The following is an 18897-nucleotide window of genomic DNA, read 5'->3' on the forward strand; positions in this document are numbered from 1 at the left end:
GCGGGCGTAGTGCGTCCGTTGGGAACAGCCTGGAGTCTGAAATCCAATGCAAAATCAGCAAATCCGTATCAGGTTGAAGGCTTTCGACCATCGCCTGATCGACCAATCCACCCAGGAAATCGTGGAAACCGCGAAACGTACTGGTGCACAAGTGCGTGGTCCGATTCCACTGCCTACCCGCAAAGAGCGTTTCACCGTTCTGGTCTCCCCGCACGTCAACAAAGACGCGCGTGACCAGTACGAGATTCGCACTCATAAGCGTGTTCTGGACATCGTCCAGCCAACGGATAAAACCGTTGACGCGCTGATGAAGCTTGATCTGGCGGCAGGTGTGGAAGTTCAGATCAGCCTCGGCTAAGACTTCGGTCTAGTCGTGTAACGCTCTGAAATGGGCGGCCATAGCGGGTGAAAGCCCCGTACACTCATGAGGTTTACAACATGACTATTGGTGTAATCGGTCGCAAATGCGGTATGACCCGCATTTTCACCGAAGAAGGTGTCTCCATTCCGGTCACGGTCATTGAGATCGAACCGAATCGCGTCACCCAGTTCAAAACTGAGGAAACCGATGGCTACCGTGCAGTGCAAGTCACTGTCGGCGAGCGTCGTGCTTCGCGTGTGACTGCCGCTCAGGCAGGCCACTTCGCCAAGGCTAACGTTGCCGCTGGTCGCGGTGTTTGGGAGTTCCGTCTTGAAGAAGGCGATTTCCAGGCTGGCGATCTGATCAAAGCTGAACTCTTCACTGCAGGCCAGCTGGTAGACGTTACTGGTCAGTCCAAAGGTAAAGGCTTCGCCGGTACCATCAAGCGCTGGAACTTCCGTGGTCAGGACAACACCCACGGTAACTCCGTGTCGCACCGTGTGCCTGGTTCCATCGGCCAGTGCCAGACTCCTGGTCGTGTGTTCAAGGGCAAGAAAATGTCCGGTCACATGGGCGCCGAGCGCGTGACTGTTCAGTCCCTGGAAGTAGTTCGCGTAGACGCTGAACGCAACCTGCTGCTCGTCAAGGGTGCCGTTCCTGGCGCTACTGGCGGCGACGTGGTTGTACGTCCAGCTGTCAAGGCTCGCGGTTAAGGGGAAACTGACATGCAACTCAATGTAAATGACGCTCAGGCGATCGAAGTTTCCGAACTGACTTTCGGTGGCGAATTCAACGAGACGCTGGTTCACCAAGCAGTCGTGGCCTACATGGCCGGCGGCCGTCAGGGCACCAAGCAGCAAAAGACCCGTTCCGACGTGGCTGGTGGCGGTAAGCGCCCATGGCGTCAGAAGGGTACTGGCCGTGCTCGTGCTGGTACCACTCGTGGTCCGATCTGGCGTGGCGGTGGTGTAACCTTCGCAGCTCGCCCTCAAGATCACTCGCAGAAGCTCAACAAGAAGATGTATCGCGCAGCTCTGCGCTCCATCCTCGCTGAGCTGGTGCGTAGCGACCGTCTGGTCGTGGTTCAGGACTTCGCTGTTGAAGCACCGAAAACCAAAGATCTGCTGAACAAGCTGAACGGCATGGGTCTGAGCGACGTACTGATCGTCTCCGACGCTGTTGATCAGAACCTGTACCTGGCTGCTCGCAACCTCCCGCACGTCGATGTACGTGACGTACAGGGTTCCGACCCGGTCAGTCTGATCGCATACGAGAAAGTGTTGATCACTGTCTCGGCCGTGAAGAAATTCGAGGAGCTGCTGGGATGAACCAGGAACGCGTATTTAAAGTCCTCCTTGGCCCGCACGTTTCCGAGAAGGCTACCGTTCTGGCTGAGAAAAAAGGCCAGTTCGTATTCAAGGTTGCTACCGATGCAACCAAGCTGGAAATCAAGAAAGCTGTCGAAGGCCTGTTCAACGTAAAAGTTGAAAACGTGTCGACTGTTAACGTTCTGGGTAAAACCAAGCGTACCGCACGTGGTCTGGGCAAGCGCAATGACTGGAAGAAGGCGATCGTCTCCCTTCAGCCAGGCCAAGATCTCGATTTCAGCAGCAGTGCTGAGTAAGGAAGGGGTGCATCATGGCAATCGTTAAATGCAAACCGACTTCCCCTGGCCGCCGTTTCGTGGTCAAGGTGGTCAACAAGGAGCTGCACAAAGGCGCTCCTCACGCACCGCTGCTCGAGAAGAAATCGAAGTCTGGTGGTCGTAACAACAATGGCCGTATTACCACTCGTCACGTTGGTGGTGGTCATAAGCAGCATTACCGTCTGGTCGACTTCCGTCGCAACGACAAAGATGGCATCCCAGCCACTGTCGAGCGTATCGAATACGATCCAAACCGTACTGCTCACATCGCCCTGCTGTGCTACGCAGACGGTGAGCGTCGCTACATCATCGCCCCTAAAGGCGTGAGCGCTGGCGACCAGCTGATCGCAGGTGCCCTGGCCCCAATCAAGGCCGGTAACTCCCTGCAGCTGCGCAACATCCCAGTAGGTAGCACCATTCACGGCGTCGAACTGAAGCCGGGTAAAGGTGCTCAGATCGCTCGTTCCGCTGGTGCTTCGGCTCAGCTGATCGCTCGTGACGGCGTATACGTGACTCTGCGTCTGCGTTCCGGTGAAATGCGTAAAGTACTGGCTGAGTGCCGTGCGACCCTGGGCGAAGTCTCGAACTCCGAGCACAGCCTGCGTTCGCTGGGTAAAGCAGGTGCCAAACGCTGGCGCGGCGTTCGCCCAACCGTTCGTGGCGTTGCCATGAACCCGGTTGACCACCCACATGGTGGTGGTGAAGGTCGTACCTCCGGTGGTCGTCATCCGGTATCGCCATGGGGCTTCCCAACCAAGGGTGCTAAAACCCGTGGTAATAAGCGTACCGACAACATGATCGTCCGTCGTCGCAAGTAACTAGAGGGATACGACAGTGCCACGTTCTCTGAAAAAAGGTCCTTTTATCGATCTTCACCTGTTGAAGAAGGTCGAAGTGGCGGTGGAGAAGAACGATCGCAAGCCAGTTAAAACCTGGTCGCGTCGCTCGATGATCCTGCCACAAATGGTCGGTCTGACCATCGCGGTTCACAACGGTCGCCAGCATGTTCCAGTTCTCGTGAACGAAGACATGGTCGGCCACAAACTGGGCGAGTTCGCCGGTACCCGCACCTATCGCGGGCACGTGGCTGACAAGAAAGCCAAGCGTTAAGGGGTAAGGAAATGGAAGTAGCCGCTAAGTTGTCGGGCGCTCGCATCTCCGCCCAGAAAGCCCGCTTGGTCGCCGACCAGATCCGCGGGAAGAAGGTGGGCGAAGCGCTCAACCTGTTGGCCTTCAGCAGCAAAAAAGCCGCTGAAATCATGAAGAAAGTCCTCGAGTCGGCCGTAGCCAACGCCGAACACAACGAAGGCGCAGACGTTGATGACCTGAAGGTCTCCACCGTCTTCGTCAACGAAGGGCGTTCGCTGAAGCGTATCATGCCACGTGCCAAAGGCCGTGCTGATCGCATCGTCAAGCGGTCTTGCCATATCACTGTCAAGGTTGCGGACAAGTAACGGAGTCGATCAGATGGGTCAGAAAGTACATCCCACTGGCATTCGCCTGGGAATCGTCAAGGAGCACACCTCCGTCTGGTACGCAGACGGTGCTACTTACGCAGATTACCTCTTGAAGGATCTGAAAACGCGTGAGTACCTCCAAGACAAACTAAAAAGCGCGTCCGTAAGCCGTATCGATATTCATCGTCCGGCTCAAACTGCACGCATCACCATCCACACTGCTCGTCCCGGTATCGTTATCGGCAAGAAAGGTGAAGATGTTGAGAAGCTGCGTCAGGACCTGACCAAGCAGATGGGTGTGCCTGTGCACATCAACATCGAAGAGATCCGCAAGCCGGAACTCGACGCTATGCTGGTTGCGCAGAGCGTAGCTCAGCAGCTGGAACGCCGCGTAATGTTCCGTCGCGCCATGAAGCGCGCCGTACAGAACGCCATGCGTATTGGTGCCAAGGGCATCAAGATCCAGGTGAGCGGTCGTCTCGGCGGTGCCGAGATTGCTCGTACCGAGTGGTATCGCGAAGGTCGTGTGCCTCTGCACACCCTGCGTGCCGATATCGACTACAACACCTACGAAGCTCACACCACTTACGGTGTGATCGGTGTGAAGGTTTGGATCTTCAAAGGCGAAGTTATTGGTGGTCGCCAAGAAGAACTGAAACCACAAGCACCAGCGCCTCGTAAAAAAGCTGCTAAGTAAGGGGTACGCCAAATGTTGCAACCAAAGCGTACAAAATTCCGCAAGCAGATGACCGGCCACAACCGTGGTCTGGCACTGCGCGGTAGCAAAGTCAGCTTCGGCGAATTCGCCCTGAAAGCTGTTGCTCGCGGTCGCCTCACCGCTCGCCAGATCGAGTCCGCACGTCGTGCGCTGACCCGTCACGTTAAACGTGGCGGCAAGATCTGGATCCGTGTGTTCCCGGACAAGCCGATCTCCAAGAAGCCTCTCGAGGTTCGTATGGGTAAAGGTAAGGGCTCCGTGGAATACTGGGTTGCCCAGATCCAGCCAGGCAAAGTCCTGTACGAGATCGAGGGTGTTTCTGAAGAGCTGGCGCGCGAAGCTTTCGCCCTGGCTGCTGCAAAGCTGCCTCTCGCCACCTCCTTTGTTAAGCGGACGGTGATGTGATGAAAGCGAATGAACTTCGTGAAAAATCGGCACAGCAGCTGAACGAGCAACTGCTCGGCTTGCTGCGTGACCAGTTCAATCTGCGTATGCAGAAAGCAACTGGCCAGTTGGGGCAGTCGCACCTGCTCTCGCAAGTTAAGCGTGACATCGCTCGCGTGAAAACTGTGCTCAACCAGCAGGCAGGTAAGTGATCATGGCTGAAGCTGAAAAAACCGTCCGTACGCTGACTGGCCGTGTCGTCAGCGACAAAATGGACAAGACCATCACCGTTCTGATCGAGCGTCGCGTAAAGCACCCGATCTACGGTAAATACGTTAAGCGTTCGACTAAGCTGCACGCGCACGACGAAACCAACCAGTGCAAGATCGGCGACAAGGTTTCGATTACCGAAACCCGTCCGCTGGCCAAGACCAAGTCCTGGGCACTGGTTGAAGTCCTCGAACGCGCTGTTGAAGTCTAAGGGCTAGGGGTCGGAGAAATTTTATGATTCAGACTCAATCCATGCTCGATGTGGCCGATAACAGCGGCGCTCGTCGCGTCATGTGCATCAAGGTGCTCGGCGGCTCGCACCGTCGTTACGCCGGCATCGGTGACATCATCAAGGTTACTGTCAAGGAAGCAATTCCGCGCGGTAAGGTCAAAAAAGGCCAAGTGATGACCGCTGTTGTCGTGCGCACCCGTCACGGTGTTCGTCGCGCTGACGGTTCCATCATTCGTTTCGACGGCAACGCTGCTGTTCTGCTGAACAACAAGCAAGAGCCGATCGGCACTCGCATCTTCGGGCCAGTGACCCGTGAACTTCGTACTGAGAAGTTCATGAAGATCGTCTCGCTCGCCCCTGAAGTGCTGTAAGGAGATCCGACATGCAAAAGATTCGTCGTGACGACGAGATCATCGTGATCGCCGGCAAAGACAAAGGTAAGCGCGGTAAGGTGCTGAAGGTTCTCGCTGATGACCGTCTGGTCATCGGTGGTGTGAACCTGGTCAAGCGTCATACCAAGCCTAACCCGATGGCGGGCGTTCAGGGCGGTATCGTCGAGAAAGAAGCGCCTCTGCACGCTTCCAACGTTGCCATCTTCAACGGCGAAACCAACAAGGCTGACCGCGTTGGTTTCAAAGTAGAAGACGGTAAGAAAATTCGTGTCTTCAAGTCGACCCAAAAAGCGGTTGATGCTTGAACACTGCTAGGTAGAAGACCATGGCACGACTGAAAGAGATTTACCGGAACGAAATCGCTCCTAAGCTTAAGGAAGAACTTAAGCTGTCGAACGTGATGGAAGTTCCGCGCGTTACCAAAATCACCCTGAACATGGGTCTGGGCGAAGCGATCGGCGACAAGAAAGTCATCGAGCACGCAGTAGCTGACCTGGAAAAGATCACCGGTCAAAAGCCGGTCGTGACTTTCGCTCGCAAATCCATCGCTGGCTTCAAAGTCCGCGAAGGGTGGCCGATCGGTGTCAAGGTGACCCTGCGTAGCGACAAGATGTACGAATTCCTGGACCGCCTGCTGGCGATCTCCCTGCCTCGGGTTCGCGACTTCCGCGGCCTGAATGCCAAGTCCTTCGATGGCCGTGGCAACTACAGCATGGGCGTGAAAGAGCAGATCATCTTCCCGGAAATCGATTACGACAAGATCGATGCTCTGCGCGGTTTGGACATCACCCTGACCACCACTGCTCGTTCGGACGACGAAGGCCGCGCTCTGCTGCGTGCTTTCAAGTTCCCGTTCCGCAACTGATTGGAGTAGGAAAATGGCCAAGAAGAGCATGAAAAACCGTGAGCTGAAGCGTCAGCTGACGGTAGCCAAGTTCGCTAAGAAGCGTGCTGAGCTGAAAGCGACCATCGTCAACGTTAATGCCTCTCCAGAAGAGCGTTTCGCTGCCGTTGTCGCTCTGCAGAAGCAGCCACGTGACGCTAGCGCCTCGCGCCTGCGCAACCGTTGCCGCCTGACCGGTCGTCCTCACGGTGTATACCGTAAGTTCGGCCTGGGCCGTAACATGCTGCGTCAAGCTGCAATGCGCGGCGACGTACCAGGTCTGGTCAAGGCCTCCTGGTAATCGCTGTCGGTGTGATCCCGGTGGAAGGGGAGCAATCTTCCGACCGCCGGTGACCTCGCCAAGAAACAAGCCCCTATATGGGGCTTGTTTCGTTTCTGCCTTGTGTCTAGAATGACCGGCTCACCCGAGCCTGGGTTTTTTACCCAATCCGCTCAGGTGGTTGTCATAGCCGCAAGGCTAATAATTCTTGTATCAGGAGCATCTAGCCCATGAGTATGCAGGACCCGTTAGCGGACATGCTAACTCGCATCCGTAATGCCCAGATGGCTGAAAAGTCCGTCGTAAGCATGCCTTCTTCTACCCTGAAGGTCGCGGTTGCCAAAGTTCTGAAGGACGAAGGTTACATCGCTGGCTACCAGGTAACTGGTGAAGCCAAGCCTTCCCTGTCGATCGAACTGAAGTACTTCGAAGGCCGTCCGGTCATCGAGGAACTGAAGCGCTCCAGCCGTCCAGGCCTGCGCCAGTACAAGGCCGTCACCGATCTGCCGAAAGTACGTGGCGGTCTGGGCGTGTCTATTGTCTCCACCAACAAAGGTGTGATGACTGATCGCGCTGCGCGCGCTGCCGGTGTCGGCGGCGAAGTTCTGTGCACAGTGTTCTAAGGGGGGATAGACATGTCTCGCGTCGCTAAGAACCCCGTTAAGCTGCCGTCCGGTGTCGAAGTCAAATTCGCAGGTCAGCAGCTTTCGGTGAAGGGTGCCAAGGGCACTCTCGAACTGAACGTTCACTCGTCTGTTGAAGTTACCGAAGAGTCTGGTGAGCTGCGTTTCGTCGCTCGCAATGGTGACCAGCAAGCTCGTGCCATGGCCGGTACCACCCGCGCTCTGGTTAACAACATGGTCCAGGGCGTAAGCCAAGGCTTCGAGCGTAAGCTCCAGCTGGTCGGTGTTGGTTACAAGGCACAGGCTAAAGGCACCGTCCTGAACCTGGCCCTGGGCTTCTCTCACCCAGTGGACTACGAACTGCCAGCCGGTATCACCGCTGAAACGCCTAGCCAGACCGACATCCTGATCAAGGGTATCGACAAGCAGCTGGTAGGTCAGGTGGCCGCTGAAATCCGCGACTTCCGTCCGCCAGAGCCTTACAAAGGCAAAGGTGTGCGTTACGCGGACGAAGTAGTCCGTCGTAAAGAAGCCAAGAAGAAGTAGGGCCTAGTAAATGACCGACAAAAAAGTTATTCGACTGCGTCGCGCTCGCAAAGCACGTCTCAAGATGCACGAACTCGAAGTCGTGCGCCTGTGCGTGTTCCGCTCCTCGCAGCACATCTATGCCCAGGTCATTTCGGCCGACGGCAGCAAGGTTCTGGCAAGCGCCTCGACCTTGGACAAAGACCTGCGTGATGGCGCCACTGGCAACATCGACGCGGCCACTAAGGTTGGCAAGCTGGTAGCTGAGCGTGCGAAAGCCGCCGGTGTATCTCAAGTTGCCTTTGACCGTTCCGGCTTCAAGTACCATGGCCGCGTCAAAGCGCTGGCTGATGCTGCTCGTGAAGGCGGGCTGGAGTTCTAAGTTATGGCAAATAACGATCAAAAGCGCGACGAAGGCTACATCGAGAAGCTGGTTCAGGTTAACCGCGTTGCCAAGACCGTAAAAGGCGGCCGTATCTTCACCTTCACCGCGTTGACCGTGGTTGGTGATGGTAAAGGTCGTGTGGGCTTCGGCCGTGGCAAATCGCGCGAAGTACCTGCTGCGATTCAGAAGGCCATGGAAGCTGCTCGCCGCAACATGATCCAGGTAGACCTGAAGGGCACCACCCTGCAGTACGCCACCAAGGCTGCCCACGGCGCCTCGAAGGTTTACATGCAGCCTGCCTCGGAAGGTACCGGTATCATCGCTGGTGGCGCAATGCGTGCTGTCCTGGAAGTTGCTGGTGTTCAGAACGTTCTGGCCAAGTGCTACGGTTCGACCAACCCAGTGAACGTGGTTTACGCCACTTTCAAGGGTCTGAAAGCCATGCAATCTCCTGAATCCATTGCTGCCAAGCGCGGCAAGAGCGTCGAGGAGATCTTCTGATCATGGCAACCGTAAAAGTAACGCTGATCAAGAGCGTCTCGGGTCGTCTGCCTAACCACAAACTGTGTGTTAAGGGCCTGGGTCTGCGTCGCATCGGTCACACTGTAGAAGTCCTGGATACTCCCGAGAATCGCGGGATGATCAACAAGGCTTACTACATGCTGCGCGTCGAGGGTTAATCGATGAAACTCAATGATCTGAGTCCAGCGCCGGGTTCCCGTCGCGAAAAGCATCGTCCGGGTCGTGGTATCGGTAGCGGTCTGGGTAAGACCGGCGGCCGTGGCCACAAAGGTCAGACCTCCCGTTCGGGTGGTTCGATCGCTCCGGGCTTCGAAGGCGGTCAACAGCCGCTGCACCGTCGTCTGCCGAAATTCGGCTTCGTTTCCCTGAAAGCCATGGACCGCGCAGAAGTGCGTCTGTCCGAGCTGGCCAAAGTGGAAGGCGACGTGATCTCCGTGCAATCCTTGAAGGATGCCAACGTGATCAACCAGCACATTCAGCGTGTGAAAATCATGCTGTCTGGCGAAGTTACTCGCGCAGTCACCATCAAGGGCATCGCAGCCACCAAGGGTGCGCGTGCGGCTATCGAAGCAGCTGGCGGCAAATTCGAGGAATAAATGGCTAAGCAAGGTGCTCTCTCTTCGCTCGGTAAGGGCGGGATGTCGGAACTCTGGGCTCGTCTGCGCTTTCTGTTCATGGCGATCATCGTCTATCGGATAGGTGCGCATATCCCGGTTCCTGGCATCAATCCGGACCGTCTGGCGGATCTGTTTCGGCAGAATGAGGGGACCATTCTTAGCTTGTTCAACATGTTTTCCGGTGGCGCGCTTGAGCGCATGAGCATCTTTGCACTGGGGATCATGCCGTACATTTCGGCATCGATCATCATGCAGCTGATGACCGCGGTCAGCCCGCAACTGGAGCAGTTGAAGAAGGAAGGTGAAGCTGGCCGTCGCAAGATCAGCCAGTACACCCGCTACGGCACCGTTATCCTGGCACTGGTTCAAGCCATTGGCATGTCCATTGGCCTGGCCAACCAGGGCGTGGCGTTTTCTGCGGGCCTGGGCTTCCATGTCGTTGCCGTCTCCACTTTCGTGGCAGGCGCGATGTTCATGATGTGGCTGGGCGAGCAGATCACCGAGCGCGGTGTGGGCAACGGTATCTCGATGTTGATCTTCGCAGGTATCGTTGCCGGTCTTCCGAGAGCAATCGGGCAGTCTTTCGAGTCTGCACGCACAGGCGATATCAACATTTTCGCCCTGGTCGCAATCGGTTTGCTGGCAGTAGCGATTATCGGTTTTGTGGTGTTCATTGAGCGTGGTCAGCGTCGTATCGCCGTTCACTACGCCAAGCGTCAGCAGGGCCGTAAGGTCTTTGCTGCGCAGACCAGCCACTTGCCGCTGAAAGTGAACATGGCGGGGGTTATCCCGGCCATTTTCGCGAGCAGCATTTTGCTGTTCCCGGCTTCGCTGGGTGCCTGGTTCGGTCAGTCCGAAGGTATGGGCTGGCTGCAGGACATCTCGCAGTCGATCGCTCCTGGTCAGCCGTTGAACATTTTGCTGTTTAGTGCAGGGATCATTTTCTTCTGCTTCTTCTACACAGCGTTGATGTTCAACCCGAAAGACGTAGCGGAAAACCTGAAGAAGTCCGGTGCCTTTATTCCGGGTATCCGTCCTGGTGAGCAGTCTGCACGCTACATTGATGGCGTTCTGACTCGTTTGACCATGTTCGGTGCTCTATACATGATGGCCGTCTGCCTTCTGCCCCAGTTCCTGGTGGTGGCAGCAAATGTGCCGTTCTACCTTGGCGGGACCTCGTTGCTGATTGTGGTAGTGGTTGTGATGGACTTCATGTCCCAAGTACAATCGCACCTCGTTTCGCACCAGTACGAATCCCTGATGAAGAAAGCCAACCTGAAAGGCTACGGCGGCAGCGGTCTGCTGCGCTGATACGCCCCTAAGGTTCGAGGAGTCGGTAATGAAAGTTCGTGCATCGGTGAAAAAGCTGTGCCGTAACTGCAAGATCATCCGTCGCGAAGGCGTCGTTCGAGTGATCTGCAGCGCAGAACCGCGTCACAAACAGCGCCAAGGCTGAGTGTGATCGTTGCTTCAAACCCAGCAGCTAGTGTGCTGCTGGGTTGATTATTCGTTTCTACAGCGATATTATCTCGCGCCCTATTTCTTGGCTTCCGGGGCGTAGGTAGCTGTCAATTGGAGTCCCACTGAATGGCCCGTATTGCAGGCGTCAACATTCCAGATAACAAGCATACTGTTATCTCGCTGACCTACATCTATGGTGTCGGTCGCACAACTGCACAGAAGATTTGTGCAGACGCTGGTGTAAACCCAGCCGCTAAGATCAAGGATCTGAGCGACGAGCAAATCGAAACCCTGCGTGGCGAAGTTGCGAAGTTCACCACCGAAGGTGACCTGCGTCGTGACATCAACATGAAGATCAAACGCTTGATGGACCTGGGTTGCTACCGCGGCCTGCGTCATCGTAAAGGTCTGCCGGTTCGCGGTCAGCGCACCAAGACCAACGCACGCACCCGTAAGGGCCCGCGTAAGCCGATCCGCAAGTAACCGCCCAGGAATATAGACATGGCAAAACCTGCTGCTCGTCCTCGTAAGAAAGTCAAAAAGACAGTGGTTGATGGCATCGCCCACATCCACGCTTCTTTCAACAACACCATCGTGACCATCACCGACCGTCAGGGCAATGCTTTGTCCTGGGCGACCTCCGGTGGTTCGGGTTTCCGTGGTTCGCGCAAATCCACTCCGTTCGCAGCCCAGATTGCTGCTGAACGTGCTGGTCAAGCTGCGCTGGAATACGGCCTGAAGAACCTCGACGTCAACGTCAAGGGTCCAGGTCCGGGTCGTGAATCCGCCGTTCGTGCACTGAACAGCTGCGGCTACAAGATCGCCAGCATCACCGACGTGACGCCAATCCCGCATAACGGGTGCCGTCCGCCGAAGAAGCGTCGCGTGTAATCAGGAGACAGAAGAATGGCACGTTACATTGGTCCAAAATGCAAACTGTCTCGTCGTGAAGGCACCGATCTGTTCCTGAAGAGCGGCGTTCGCGCTCTGGAATCGAAGTGCAACATCGAAGCAGCCCCAGGTATCCACGGCCAGCGCCGTGGCCGTCAGTCCGACTACGGTACCCAGCTGCGCGAGAAACAAAAAGTCCGTCGTATCTACGGTGTTCTGGAGCGTCAGTTCCGCGGTTACTACCAAGCTGCAGCCTCGAAAAAAGGCGCAACCGGTGAGAACCTGCTGCAACTGCTCGAGTGCCGTCTGGATAACGTCGTCTACCGTATGGGCTTCGGTTCGACTCGTTCCGAATCCCGTCAGCTGGTTTCGCACAAAGCGATCAGCGTCAACGGTAAGACTGTAAACATTCCATCCTACCAAGTTCGTCCGGGTGACGTGGTCGCGGTCCGCGAGAAGTCGCTGGCCCAGCTGCGCATTGTTCAAGCCCTTGAACTGTGCGCCCAGCGTGGCCGCGTTGAGTGGGTTGACGTGGATGCTGCTAAAAAGTCGGGCGTTTTCAAGAACGTTCCTGCTCGCAGCGACCTGTCTGCCGACATCAACGAAAACCTGATTGTCGAGCTCTACTCCAAGTAAGGGCTAGAAAATAGGTGCATCCATGCAGATTTCGGTAAATGAGTTCCTGACTCCCCGCCACATTGATGTGCAGGTAGTCAGTCCGACCCGCGCCAAGATTACGCTCGAGCCTCTCGAGCGTGGTTTCGGCCATACCCTGGGCAACGCGCTGCGCCGCATCCTGTTGTCCTCCATGCCTGGCTGTGCAGTAGTCGAGGCCGAGATCGATGGCGTACTCCACGAGTACTCCGCGATCGAAGGTGTACAGGAAGACGTAATTGAAATCCTGTTGAACCTGAAAGGCCTGGCTATCAAACTGCACGGTCGTGACGAAGTTACGCTGACCTTGTCGAAAAAGGGTTCGGGGGTGGTTACCGCTGCCGATATTCAGCTGGATCACGATGTCGAGATCGTCAACCCCGATCACGTAATCGCGAACCTGGCGTCGAACGGCGCCCTGAACATGAAGCTCACTGTAGCTCGTGGTCGCGGTTACGAGCCGGCCGACTCCCGTCAAACCGACGAAGACGAAAGCCGTAGCATTGGCCGTCTGCAGTTGGACGCTTCGTTCAGCCCGGTGCGTCGTATCGCCTATGTGGTCGAAAACGCCCGTGTTGAACAGCGTACCAACTTGGACAAGCTGGTCATTGATCTGGAAACCAACGGCACCCTGGATCCTGAAGAGGCTATCCGCCGCGCTGCGACCATCCTGCAACAGCAGCTGGCCGCGTTCGTCGACCTCAAAGGTGACAGTGAGCCTGTCGTAGTCGAGCAGGAAGACGAGATCGATCCGATCCTGCTGCGTCCGGTTGACGACCTGGAACTGACTGTACGTTCGGCCAACTGCCTCAAGGCGGAGAACATCTACTACATCGGCGACCTGATTCAGCGTACCGAAGTAGAGCTGTTGAAGACTCCTAACCTGGGCAAGAAGTCCCTGACTGAAATCAAGGACGTCCTGGCCTCTCGTGGTCTGTCTCTCGGCATGCGCCTCGACAACTGGCCGCCTGCAAGTCTTAAGAAAGACGACAAGGCGACCGCCTGATCGTCGTAATCACCGAACGTAGTGTTTGGTAAGGAATGAATCATGCGTCATCGTAAAAGTGGACGTCACCTGAGCCGTACCAGCTCTCACCGCAAGGCTATGTTCCAGAACATGGCAGTGTCGTTGATCGAGCACGAGCTGATCAAAACCACCCTGCCGAAAGCCAAGGAACTGCGCCGCGTTGCCGAGCCGCTGATCACCCTGGCCAAGGAAGACAGCGTTGCTAACCGTCGTCTGGCCTTCGACCGTACCCGTTCGAAGTCCGCTGTTGGCAAACTGTTCAACGACCTGGGCAAGCGTTACGCCACCCGTCAGGGCGGCTACCTGCGCATCCTGAAGTGCGGTTTCCGCGCTGGCGACAACGCGCCTATGGCGTACGTCGAGCTGGTTGATCGTCCGGTCGGCGGTGCTGTAGAAGCTGCTGAGTAAGACGTTCTGTCTGCTACAAAGAACCGGGCCTAGTGCCCGGTTTTTTGTGTCTGCCTGTATTGTTAATTTCTATTGATACAAGTCATGTAATGAATTTGTCCCTGTAACCTTGCTCGGCAATACTCTCTCCAAGCCGATTAGCCGGCGCTTGAAGACCGATAAGGAGAGCCCATGAGCAAGATTCTTACCACCGCCAGCGGTGCACCAGTAGCCGACAACCAGAACTCCCGTTCCGCCGGCCCGCGTGGCCCGCTGTTGCTCGATGACTTCCACCTGATCGAGAAGCTCGCCCATTTCAACCGCGAGAACATTCCTGAGCGCCGCGTGCACGCCAAAGGCTCGGGCGCCTACGGCACCTTTACCGTCAACCGCGATATAACCCACTACACCAGCGCCAAGCTGTTTGAGCAGGTCGGCAAGCAAACAGAAACCTTCCTGCGGTTCTCCACTGTCGGCGGCGAACGTGGCTCTGCAGACACCGAGCGCGATCCTCGTGGCTTTGCCGTCAAGTTCTACACCGAGGAAGGCAATTGGGACATCGTGGGTAACAACACGCCAGTGTTCTTCATTCGCGACCCGCTGAAGTTCCCGGACTTCATCCACACCCAGAAGCGCCATCCGCAATCCAACCTGAAGAACGCCCAGATGATGTGGGATTTCTGGTCGCACTCGCCCGAGGCGCTGCACCAGGTCACCATCCTGTTCTCGGACCGTGGTATTCCGGACGGCTATCGCCATATGCACGGCTTCGGCAGCCACACGTACAGCTTGATCAACGCCAAGGGCGAGCGTACCTGGGTCAAATGGCATTTCAAGACCCAGCAAGGTATCAAGAACCTCGCGCCGGCAGATGCTGCACGCCTGGCGGGTACTGATCCGGACTACGCCCAGCGCGACCTGTTCGAAGCTATTGAACGTGGCGACTTCCCGCGCTGGACCGTATGCATCCAGGTGATGAGCGAAGCCGAGGCTGCCAGCCGCGACGAGAACCCCTTCGACGTCACCAAGACCTGGTCGCAGAAGGATTATCCGTTGATAGAGGTGGGCGTGCTGGAGCTCAACCGTAACCCGCTCAACTACTTCGCCGAAGTCGAGCAGGCTGCGTTCGGGCCGAGCAACATGGTGCCAGGGGTTGGCCTGTCGCCGGACCGCATGCTGCAGGGCCGTGTATTCGCCTACGCAGACGCACACCGCTACCGTGTGGGCACCAACCACCAGCAGTTGCCGGTGAATGCCCCACGCTGCGCAGTCAACAGCTACCAGCGCGACGGCTCCATGGCCACTGGCAGTTACGGCAGTGCGCCGAACTACGAGCCCAACAGCTACGCTGAGGCACCGAAGCAGTCGCCACGCCATGCTGAACCCGCGCTGGCCCTGAACGGTTCGGCAGACCGTTACGATCACCGTGAGGACACCGACTACTTCAGCCACGCCGGTGCGTTGTTCCGCCTGATGAGCGAGGCGCAGAAGGCGCTGCTGATCAGCAACATCGCCGGGACCATGGCAGGTGTCAGCGAAGACGTGATCCAGCGCCAGTTGCAGTACTTCTTCAAGGCTGACCCGGCCTATGGCGAAGGGATTGCCAAGGCGTTGGGCATCAATCTGGCCTGACTCTAAGTGATAAGCAGAACCGCCCTCATTTGGGCGGTTTTTCAATGAATATCACTACTGTTTAACCGATTTTTTGCTTCTGATTGCGGGTTTTTCAGTGACCGCAGGCAAAAGCTGGTTCACACTATGTGGCATAGACGTTTTCACATGGAGAACCAGGGCGATGCAAGGCCACCCAGATGTAATCAACTACCTCGTCACGCTGCTGAAGGGCGAACTGGCGGCACGCGACCAGTACTTCATTCATTCGCGCATGTACGAAGACTGGGGCCTGTCCAAGCTCTACGAGCGCATCAACCACGAGATGGAAGAAGAGACGCAGCACGCCGATGCCCTGATGCGTCGCATCCTCATGCTCGAAGGCACCCCCGACATGCGTGCGGACGACCTCGAGGTTGGCAGCACCGTGCCGGAAATGATCGAGGCTGACCTCAAGCTCGAGTACAAAGTGCGTGGCGCCCTGTGCAAAGGCATCGAGCTGTGTGAGCTGCACAAGGACTACGTGAGCCGTGACATCCTCCGTGCGCAATTGGCGGATACCGAAGAAGATCACACCTACTGGCTGGAGAAGCAGCAAGGGTTGATCAAGGCCATTGGCCTGGAAAACTACCTGCAGTCGCAGATGTAAGTTATCCACAGACTCAAAAAAGCCCCTGGCACCAACGGTACCAGGGGCTTTTTCATTGCAGTCGCAACACTCAGGCCCGATCCCGCTCCAGCAGCGGTTTCAGGTAATGCCCGGTATACGATTGTTTCATCCCGCTCAGCTCTTCAGGTGTACCGCAGGCAATGATCTGGCCACCTTTGGAGCCACCCTCCGGCCCCAGGTCTACCAACCAGTCGGCGGTCTTGATCACATCCAGGTTGTGCTCGATCACCACCACGGTGTTGCCGTGGTCGCGCAGGCGATGAAGTACGTCCAGCAGCTGCTGGATATCAGCAAAGTGCAGGCCTGTGGTCGGTTCATCGAGGATGTACAGGGTCTTGCCGGTATCGCGCTTGGATAGCTCGCGTGACAGCTTTACCCGCTGCGCTTCACCGCCAGACAGTGTGGTCGCCGACTGCCCCAGCTTGATGTACGAAAGCCCCACATCCATCAGCGTTTGCAGCTTGCGCGCCAGCGCCGGTACCGCGTCGAAGAACTCGCGGGCATCCTCGATGGTCATTTCCAGCACCTCGTGGATGTTCTTGCCCTTGTACTTGATCTCCAGGGTTTCGCGGTTGTAGCGCTTGCTCTTGCACACGTCGCACGGCACGTAGATGTCTGGCAGGAAGTGCATCTCCACCTTGATCAGGCCGTCGCCCTGGCAAGCCTCGCAGCGGCCACCCTTGACGTTGAACGAGAAGCGCCCCGGGCCGTAGCCGCGTGAGCGCGATTCCGGCACGCCGGAGAACAGCTCGCGGATCGGCGTGAAGATGCCGGTGTAGGTGGCCGGGTTCGAGCGCGGGGTGCGGCCGATCGGGCTCTGGTCGATATCCACCACCTTGTCCAGGTGCTGCAAGCCGTCCATGCTGCTGTGCGGGGCCGCTTCCAGGGTGCTTGCACCATTGAGGGCAGTGGCTGCCAGCGGGAACAGGGTGTTGTTGATCAGCGTCGACTTGCCCGAGCCGGATACCCCGGTTACACAGGTCAGCAGGCCGATCGGGACTTCCAGGTCGACGTTCTGCAGGTTGTTGCCGCGCGCGCCTTTGAGCTTTAGCTGCAGCTTCTTGTTGCGCGGTGTGCGCTTGGCCGGCACGACGATCTTCTTGCGCCCGGACAGGTACTTGCCGGTCAGCGAGTCTGGGTGGTCCATGACCTCCTGCGGCGTGCCCTCGGCGACGATCTGGCCGCCGTGCACCCCGGCACCCGGGCCAATGTCGACCACGTAGTCGGCCAGGCGAATGGCGTCCTCGTCATGCTCCACCACAATCACCGTGTTACCCAGGTCGCGCAGGTGGTTGAGGGTGGCCAGCAGGCGGTCGTTGTCGCGTTGATGAAGGCCGATGGACGGTTCATCGAGGATGTACATCACCCCGACCAGACCGGCGCCGATCTGGCTGGCCAGGCGGATACGCTGCGCTTCGCCACCGGACAGGGTATCGGCGCTGCGGTCGAGGGTGAGGTAGTCGAGCCCGACGTTGACCAGGAACTGCAGGCGTTCGCAGATTTCCTTGAGAATTTTTGAGGCAATCTCGCCACGGCGGCCGGTGAGGGTCAGCTCGCCGAAATAGTTGCTGGCTTCACCGATCGGCAGGTTGGTCACCGCCGGCAGGGTCTTTTCGCCTACCCATACATGCCGCGCCTCGCGGCGCAGGCGGGTACCGCGGCAATCCGGGCAGGGCTGGGTGCCGAGGAACTTCGCCAGCTCTTCACGCACAGTGGCCGATTCGGTCTCGCGGTAGCGGCGCTCAAGGTTTGGCACGATGCCTTCGAACGGGTGCGAGCGCTTGACGATGTCGCCACGGTCGTTGAGGTACTTGAAGTCGACAGTCTGCTTGCCACTGCCTTGCAGGATGACCTTCTGGTGCTCGGCCGACAGCTCGCCGAACGGTTCTTCCAGGCTGAAGCCGTAATGCGCAGCCAGCGAGCCAAGCATCTGGAAGTAGTACACGTTGCGCCGGTCCCAGCCACGGATCGCGCCTTCGGCCAAGGTGAGTTCGGCATTGACCAGGCGCTTGGTGTCGAAGAACTGTTTGACCCCCAGGCCATCACAGGTCGGGCAGGCGCCAGCCGGGTTGTTGAAGGAGAACAGCTTCGGTTCCAGCTCGCTGATGGCATGGCCGCAGACCGGGCAGGCGAAGCGGGCGGAGAAAATCATCTCTTCGCCTTCTTCGTCGTCCATTGGCGCTACCAGGGCGATGCCGTCAGCCAGCTTGAGTGCGGTCTCGAACGATTCGGCCAGGCGCTGCTGCAGGTCGGCGCGGACCTTGAAACGGTCTACCACTACATCGATGCTGTGCTTCTTCTGCTTGTCCAGCTTCGGCAGTTCATCAAGCTCGTAAAGCTTGCCGTTTACCCGTGCGCGGACGAAGCCCTGGGCGCGCAGCTCGTCGAACACCGCCAGGTGCTCACCCTTGCGCTCGCGCACCACCGGTGCCAGCAGCATCAGCTTGCTGCCTTCCGGGCGCTCCAGCACCAAGTCCACCATCTGGCTGATCGTTTGCGCCTCCAGCGGGATATCGTGGTCCGGGCAACGAGGGGTGCCGACGCGGGCATACAGCAGGCGCAGATAGTCGTAGATTTCGGTGATGGTGCCCACCGTGGAGCGTGGGTTGTGCGAGGTCGATTTCTGCTCGATGGAAATGGCCGGCGACAGGCCTTCGATGGTGTCGACGTCGGGCTTTTCCATCATCGACAGGAACTGCCGGGCGTAGGCCGACAGCGACTCCACGTAGCGGCGCTGGCCTTCGGCGTACAAGGTATCGAACGCCAGGGACGACTTGCCGGAACCGGACAGGCCGGTGATCACGATCAGCTTGTCCCGGGGCAGGGTCAGGTCGATGTTCTTCAGGTTGTGGGTACGTGCCCCACGAATCAGGATCTTGTCCACTGCGGCCTCGCTTGGCGG

Annotated in this window: 31 protein-coding genes; 30 read left to right on the forward strand and 1 reads right to left on the reverse strand. The window is 57.5% G+C overall.

Going from position 1 to position 18897, the window contains the following annotated elements; translation table 11 throughout:
* Positions 1-46 precede the first annotated feature (46 nt).
* From rpsJ to bfr, 30 genes are all read left to right on the forward strand, one after another.
* Positions 47-358 (forward strand): 30S ribosomal protein S10, encoded by a 312-nt coding sequence (gene rpsJ / locus ACN6NG_RS02260; RefSeq protein ID WP_003186070.1) that lies wholly within the window; start codon positions 47-49, stop codon positions 356-358.
* Positions 359-438: 80 nt separating this feature from the next.
* On the forward strand, positions 439-1074 hold the full coding sequence (rplC, locus tag ACN6NG_RS02265) for a 50S ribosomal protein L3 (RefSeq protein ID WP_003257089.1): 636 nt from the start codon (positions 439-441) through the stop codon (positions 1072-1074).
* A 12-nt stretch (positions 1075-1086) separates the two neighbouring features.
* Positions 1087-1689 (forward strand): 50S ribosomal protein L4, encoded by a 603-nt coding sequence (rplD, locus tag ACN6NG_RS02270; protein ID WP_003255485.1) that lies wholly within the window; start codon positions 1087-1089, stop codon positions 1687-1689.
* Positions 1686-1985 (forward strand): 50S ribosomal protein L23, encoded by a 300-nt coding sequence (gene rplW, locus ACN6NG_RS02275; protein ID WP_003255484.1) that lies wholly within the window; start codon positions 1686-1688, stop codon positions 1983-1985. Before rplD ends, rplW begins: the two co-directional genes overlap by 4 nt.
* A 14-nt stretch (positions 1986-1999) precedes the next feature.
* On the forward strand, positions 2000-2824 hold the full coding sequence (gene rplB, locus ACN6NG_RS02280; RefSeq protein ID WP_008089816.1) for a 50S ribosomal protein L2: 825 nt from the start codon (positions 2000-2002) through the stop codon (positions 2822-2824).
* A 16-nt stretch (positions 2825-2840) separates the two neighbouring features.
* Positions 2841-3116 (forward strand): 30S ribosomal protein S19, encoded by a 276-nt coding sequence (rpsS, locus tag ACN6NG_RS02285; protein ID WP_003255482.1) that lies wholly within the window; start codon positions 2841-2843, stop codon positions 3114-3116.
* Between the two features lie 11 nt (positions 3117-3127).
* Positions 3128-3460: a 50S ribosomal protein L22 gene (rplV, locus tag ACN6NG_RS02290; protein WP_003103908.1), complete on the forward strand. Its 333-nt coding sequence runs from the start codon at positions 3128-3130 to the stop codon at positions 3458-3460.
* A gap of 13 nt (positions 3461-3473) precedes the next feature.
* Positions 3474-4160 carry a 30S ribosomal protein S3 gene (rpsC, locus tag ACN6NG_RS02295; protein WP_003255481.1) on the forward strand — a complete coding sequence of 229 codons (687 nt, stop codon included), beginning with the start codon at positions 3474-3476 and terminating at the stop codon, positions 4158-4160.
* Positions 4161-4172: 12 nt separating this feature from the next.
* The gene (rplP, locus tag ACN6NG_RS02300; protein ID WP_003255479.1) at positions 4173-4586 is read left to right on the forward strand and encodes a 50S ribosomal protein L16; all 414 of its coding nucleotides are present in this window, start codon (positions 4173-4175) and stop codon (positions 4584-4586) included.
* Complete coding sequence (gene rpmC / locus ACN6NG_RS02305; protein WP_002555481.1) at positions 4586-4777, forward strand: 50S ribosomal protein L29; 192 nt, start codon at positions 4586-4588, stop codon at positions 4775-4777. The genes rplP and rpmC overlap by 1 nt, the downstream gene beginning before the upstream one ends.
* A gap of 2 nt (positions 4778-4779) precedes the next feature.
* On the forward strand, positions 4780-5046 hold the full coding sequence (gene rpsQ, locus ACN6NG_RS02310; protein WP_023534981.1) for a 30S ribosomal protein S17: 267 nt from the start codon (positions 4780-4782) through the stop codon (positions 5044-5046).
* A 23-nt stretch (positions 5047-5069) separates the two neighbouring features.
* On the forward strand, positions 5070-5438 hold the full coding sequence (gene rplN, locus ACN6NG_RS02315) for a 50S ribosomal protein L14 (protein WP_002555479.1): 369 nt from the start codon (positions 5070-5072) through the stop codon (positions 5436-5438).
* An 11-nt stretch (positions 5439-5449) separates the two neighbouring features.
* Positions 5450-5764, forward strand: a complete 315-nt coding sequence (rplX, locus tag ACN6NG_RS02320) for a 50S ribosomal protein L24 (RefSeq protein ID WP_003255476.1) — start codon at positions 5450-5452, stop codon at positions 5762-5764.
* Between the two features lie 20 nt (positions 5765-5784).
* Positions 5785-6324 carry a 50S ribosomal protein L5 gene (gene rplE / locus ACN6NG_RS02325; RefSeq protein ID WP_003255474.1) on the forward strand — a complete coding sequence of 180 codons (540 nt, stop codon included), beginning with the start codon at positions 5785-5787 and terminating at the stop codon, positions 6322-6324.
* 13 nt (positions 6325-6337) lie between these two features.
* Positions 6338-6643, forward strand: coding sequence for a 30S ribosomal protein S14 (gene rpsN, locus ACN6NG_RS02330; protein WP_009681970.1), 306 nt, complete (start codon positions 6338-6340; stop codon positions 6641-6643).
* A gap of 209 nt (positions 6644-6852) precedes the next feature.
* Positions 6853-7245 carry a 30S ribosomal protein S8 gene (gene rpsH / locus ACN6NG_RS02335; protein WP_003255471.1) on the forward strand — a complete coding sequence of 131 codons (393 nt, stop codon included), beginning with the start codon at positions 6853-6855 and terminating at the stop codon, positions 7243-7245.
* A 12-nt stretch (positions 7246-7257) separates the two neighbouring features.
* Positions 7258-7791, forward strand: coding sequence for a 50S ribosomal protein L6 (gene rplF / locus ACN6NG_RS02340; protein ID WP_003255469.1), 534 nt, complete (start codon positions 7258-7260; stop codon positions 7789-7791).
* 10 nt (positions 7792-7801) lie between these two features.
* Complete coding sequence (gene rplR, locus ACN6NG_RS02345; RefSeq protein WP_003255467.1) at positions 7802-8152, forward strand: 50S ribosomal protein L18; 351 nt, start codon at positions 7802-7804, stop codon at positions 8150-8152.
* A gap of 3 nt (positions 8153-8155) precedes the next feature.
* Positions 8156-8656 carry a 30S ribosomal protein S5 gene (rpsE, locus tag ACN6NG_RS02350; protein ID WP_003255465.1) on the forward strand — a complete coding sequence of 167 codons (501 nt, stop codon included), beginning with the start codon at positions 8156-8158 and terminating at the stop codon, positions 8654-8656.
* Positions 8657-8658: 2 nt separating this feature from the next.
* Entirely contained in the window at positions 8659-8835 is a 177-nt protein-coding gene (gene rpmD, locus ACN6NG_RS02355) for a 50S ribosomal protein L30 (RefSeq protein ID WP_016497744.1), read from the forward strand.
* Positions 8836-8838: 3 nt separating this feature from the next.
* Positions 8839-9273, forward strand: coding sequence for a 50S ribosomal protein L15 (rplO, locus tag ACN6NG_RS02360; protein ID WP_003255461.1), 435 nt, complete (start codon positions 8839-8841; stop codon positions 9271-9273).
* On the forward strand, positions 9274-10605 hold the full coding sequence (gene secY, locus ACN6NG_RS02365; RefSeq protein WP_003255459.1) for a preprotein translocase subunit SecY: 1332 nt from the start codon (positions 9274-9276) through the stop codon (positions 10603-10605).
* Between the two features lie 28 nt (positions 10606-10633).
* Entirely contained in the window at positions 10634-10750 is a 117-nt protein-coding gene (rpmJ, locus tag ACN6NG_RS02370; RefSeq protein WP_002555468.1) for a 50S ribosomal protein L36, read from the forward strand.
* A 131-nt stretch (positions 10751-10881) separates the two neighbouring features.
* The gene (gene rpsM / locus ACN6NG_RS02375; RefSeq protein WP_003255457.1) at positions 10882-11238 is read left to right on the forward strand and encodes a 30S ribosomal protein S13; all 357 of its coding nucleotides are present in this window, start codon (positions 10882-10884) and stop codon (positions 11236-11238) included.
* 18 nt (positions 11239-11256) lie between these two features.
* Positions 11257-11646 (forward strand): 30S ribosomal protein S11, encoded by a 390-nt coding sequence (gene rpsK / locus ACN6NG_RS02380; protein ID WP_003255454.1) that lies wholly within the window; start codon positions 11257-11259, stop codon positions 11644-11646.
* Positions 11647-11661: 15 nt separating this feature from the next.
* A complete protein-coding gene (gene rpsD / locus ACN6NG_RS02385; protein WP_012270238.1) occupies positions 11662-12282 on the forward strand; it encodes a 30S ribosomal protein S4 in 621 nt (206 codons plus the stop codon).
* Positions 12283-12304: 22 nt separating this feature from the next.
* Positions 12305-13306 (forward strand): DNA-directed RNA polymerase subunit alpha, encoded by a 1002-nt coding sequence (locus ACN6NG_RS02390; protein WP_003255452.1) that lies wholly within the window; start codon positions 12305-12307, stop codon positions 13304-13306.
* A gap of 42 nt (positions 13307-13348) precedes the next feature.
* Positions 13349-13735 carry a 50S ribosomal protein L17 gene (gene rplQ / locus ACN6NG_RS02395; RefSeq protein ID WP_003255451.1) on the forward strand — a complete coding sequence of 129 codons (387 nt, stop codon included), beginning with the start codon at positions 13349-13351 and terminating at the stop codon, positions 13733-13735.
* 171 nt (positions 13736-13906) lie between these two features.
* Positions 13907-15346: a catalase gene (locus tag ACN6NG_RS02400; protein ID WP_353456951.1), complete on the forward strand. Its 1440-nt coding sequence runs from the start codon at positions 13907-13909 to the stop codon at positions 15344-15346.
* 163 nt (positions 15347-15509) lie between these two features.
* Positions 15510-15974, forward strand: coding sequence for a bacterioferritin (gene bfr / locus ACN6NG_RS02405; protein WP_003255449.1), 465 nt, complete (start codon positions 15510-15512; stop codon positions 15972-15974).
* Between the two features lie 70 nt (positions 15975-16044).
* Here the strand turns inward: bfr and uvrA are convergent, their stop codons facing one another.
* Positions 16045-18879, reverse strand: a complete 2835-nt coding sequence (gene uvrA / locus ACN6NG_RS02410; protein WP_016497747.1) for an excinuclease ABC subunit UvrA — start codon at positions 18877-18879, stop codon at positions 16045-16047.
* Positions 18880-18897: the final 18 nt, after the last annotated feature.

This window comes from Pseudomonas sp. TSO6 (genome assembly GCF_056098905.1).

What these genes read in the sequence shown, in the direction of transcription:
- rplO (WP_003255461.1), top strand. Translation starts at nt 8,839, where the DNA reads ATGAAACTCAATGATCTGAGTCCAGCGCCGGGTTCCCGTCGCGAAAAG.
- rplR (WP_003255467.1), top strand. Translation starts at nt 7,802, where the DNA reads ATGACCGACAAAAAAGTTATTCGACTGCGTCGCGCTCGCAAAGCACGT.
- rpsM (WP_003255457.1), top strand. Translation starts at nt 10,882, where the DNA reads ATGGCCCGTATTGCAGGCGTCAACATTCCAGATAACAAGCATACTGTT.
- rplF (WP_003255469.1), top strand. Translation starts at nt 7,258, where the DNA reads ATGTCTCGCGTCGCTAAGAACCCCGTTAAGCTGCCGTCCGGTGTCGAA.
- ACN6NG_RS02390 (WP_003255452.1), top strand. Translation starts at nt 12,305, where the DNA reads ATGCAGATTTCGGTAAATGAGTTCCTGACTCCCCGCCACATTGATGTG.
- rpsD (WP_012270238.1), top strand. Translation starts at nt 11,662, where the DNA reads ATGGCACGTTACATTGGTCCAAAATGCAAACTGTCTCGTCGTGAAGGC.
- rpsN (WP_009681970.1), top strand. Translation starts at nt 6,338, where the DNA reads ATGGCCAAGAAGAGCATGAAAAACCGTGAGCTGAAGCGTCAGCTGACG.
- rplP (WP_003255479.1), top strand. Translation starts at nt 4,173, where the DNA reads ATGTTGCAACCAAAGCGTACAAAATTCCGCAAGCAGATGACCGGCCAC.
- rpmC (WP_002555481.1), top strand. Translation starts at nt 4,586, where the DNA reads ATGAAAGCGAATGAACTTCGTGAAAAATCGGCACAGCAGCTGAACGAG.
- rplB (WP_008089816.1), top strand. Translation starts at nt 2,000, where the DNA reads ATGGCAATCGTTAAATGCAAACCGACTTCCCCTGGCCGCCGTTTCGTG.
- rpsQ (WP_023534981.1), top strand. Translation starts at nt 4,780, where the DNA reads ATGGCTGAAGCTGAAAAAACCGTCCGTACGCTGACTGGCCGTGTCGTC.
- rplN (WP_002555479.1), top strand. Translation starts at nt 5,070, where the DNA reads ATGATTCAGACTCAATCCATGCTCGATGTGGCCGATAACAGCGGCGCT.
- rpsK (WP_003255454.1), top strand. Translation starts at nt 11,257, where the DNA reads ATGGCAAAACCTGCTGCTCGTCCTCGTAAGAAAGTCAAAAAGACAGTG.
- rpsC (WP_003255481.1), top strand. Translation starts at nt 3,474, where the DNA reads ATGGGTCAGAAAGTACATCCCACTGGCATTCGCCTGGGAATCGTCAAG.
- rplV (WP_003103908.1), top strand. Translation starts at nt 3,128, where the DNA reads ATGGAAGTAGCCGCTAAGTTGTCGGGCGCTCGCATCTCCGCCCAGAAA.
- rpsE (WP_003255465.1), top strand. Translation starts at nt 8,156, where the DNA reads ATGGCAAATAACGATCAAAAGCGCGACGAAGGCTACATCGAGAAGCTG.
- ACN6NG_RS02400 (WP_353456951.1), top strand. Translation starts at nt 13,907, where the DNA reads ATGAGCAAGATTCTTACCACCGCCAGCGGTGCACCAGTAGCCGACAAC.
- rpmJ (WP_002555468.1), top strand. Translation starts at nt 10,634, where the DNA reads ATGAAAGTTCGTGCATCGGTGAAAAAGCTGTGCCGTAACTGCAAGATC.
- rplQ (WP_003255451.1), top strand. Translation starts at nt 13,349, where the DNA reads ATGCGTCATCGTAAAAGTGGACGTCACCTGAGCCGTACCAGCTCTCAC.
- secY (WP_003255459.1), top strand. Translation starts at nt 9,274, where the DNA reads ATGGCTAAGCAAGGTGCTCTCTCTTCGCTCGGTAAGGGCGGGATGTCG.
- rplW (WP_003255484.1), top strand. Translation starts at nt 1,686, where the DNA reads ATGAACCAGGAACGCGTATTTAAAGTCCTCCTTGGCCCGCACGTTTCC.
- rplE (WP_003255474.1), top strand. Translation starts at nt 5,785, where the DNA reads ATGGCACGACTGAAAGAGATTTACCGGAACGAAATCGCTCCTAAGCTT.
- rpmD (WP_016497744.1), top strand. Translation starts at nt 8,659, where the DNA reads ATGGCAACCGTAAAAGTAACGCTGATCAAGAGCGTCTCGGGTCGTCTG.
- rplX (WP_003255476.1), top strand. Translation starts at nt 5,450, where the DNA reads ATGCAAAAGATTCGTCGTGACGACGAGATCATCGTGATCGCCGGCAAA.
- rpsH (WP_003255471.1), top strand. Translation starts at nt 6,853, where the DNA reads ATGAGTATGCAGGACCCGTTAGCGGACATGCTAACTCGCATCCGTAAT.
- rpsJ (WP_003186070.1), top strand. Translation starts at nt 47, where the DNA reads ATGCAAAATCAGCAAATCCGTATCAGGTTGAAGGCTTTCGACCATCGC.
- rplC (WP_003257089.1), top strand. Translation starts at nt 439, where the DNA reads ATGACTATTGGTGTAATCGGTCGCAAATGCGGTATGACCCGCATTTTC.
- rplD (WP_003255485.1), top strand. Translation starts at nt 1,087, where the DNA reads ATGCAACTCAATGTAAATGACGCTCAGGCGATCGAAGTTTCCGAACTG.
- bfr (WP_003255449.1), top strand. Translation starts at nt 15,510, where the DNA reads ATGCAAGGCCACCCAGATGTAATCAACTACCTCGTCACGCTGCTGAAG.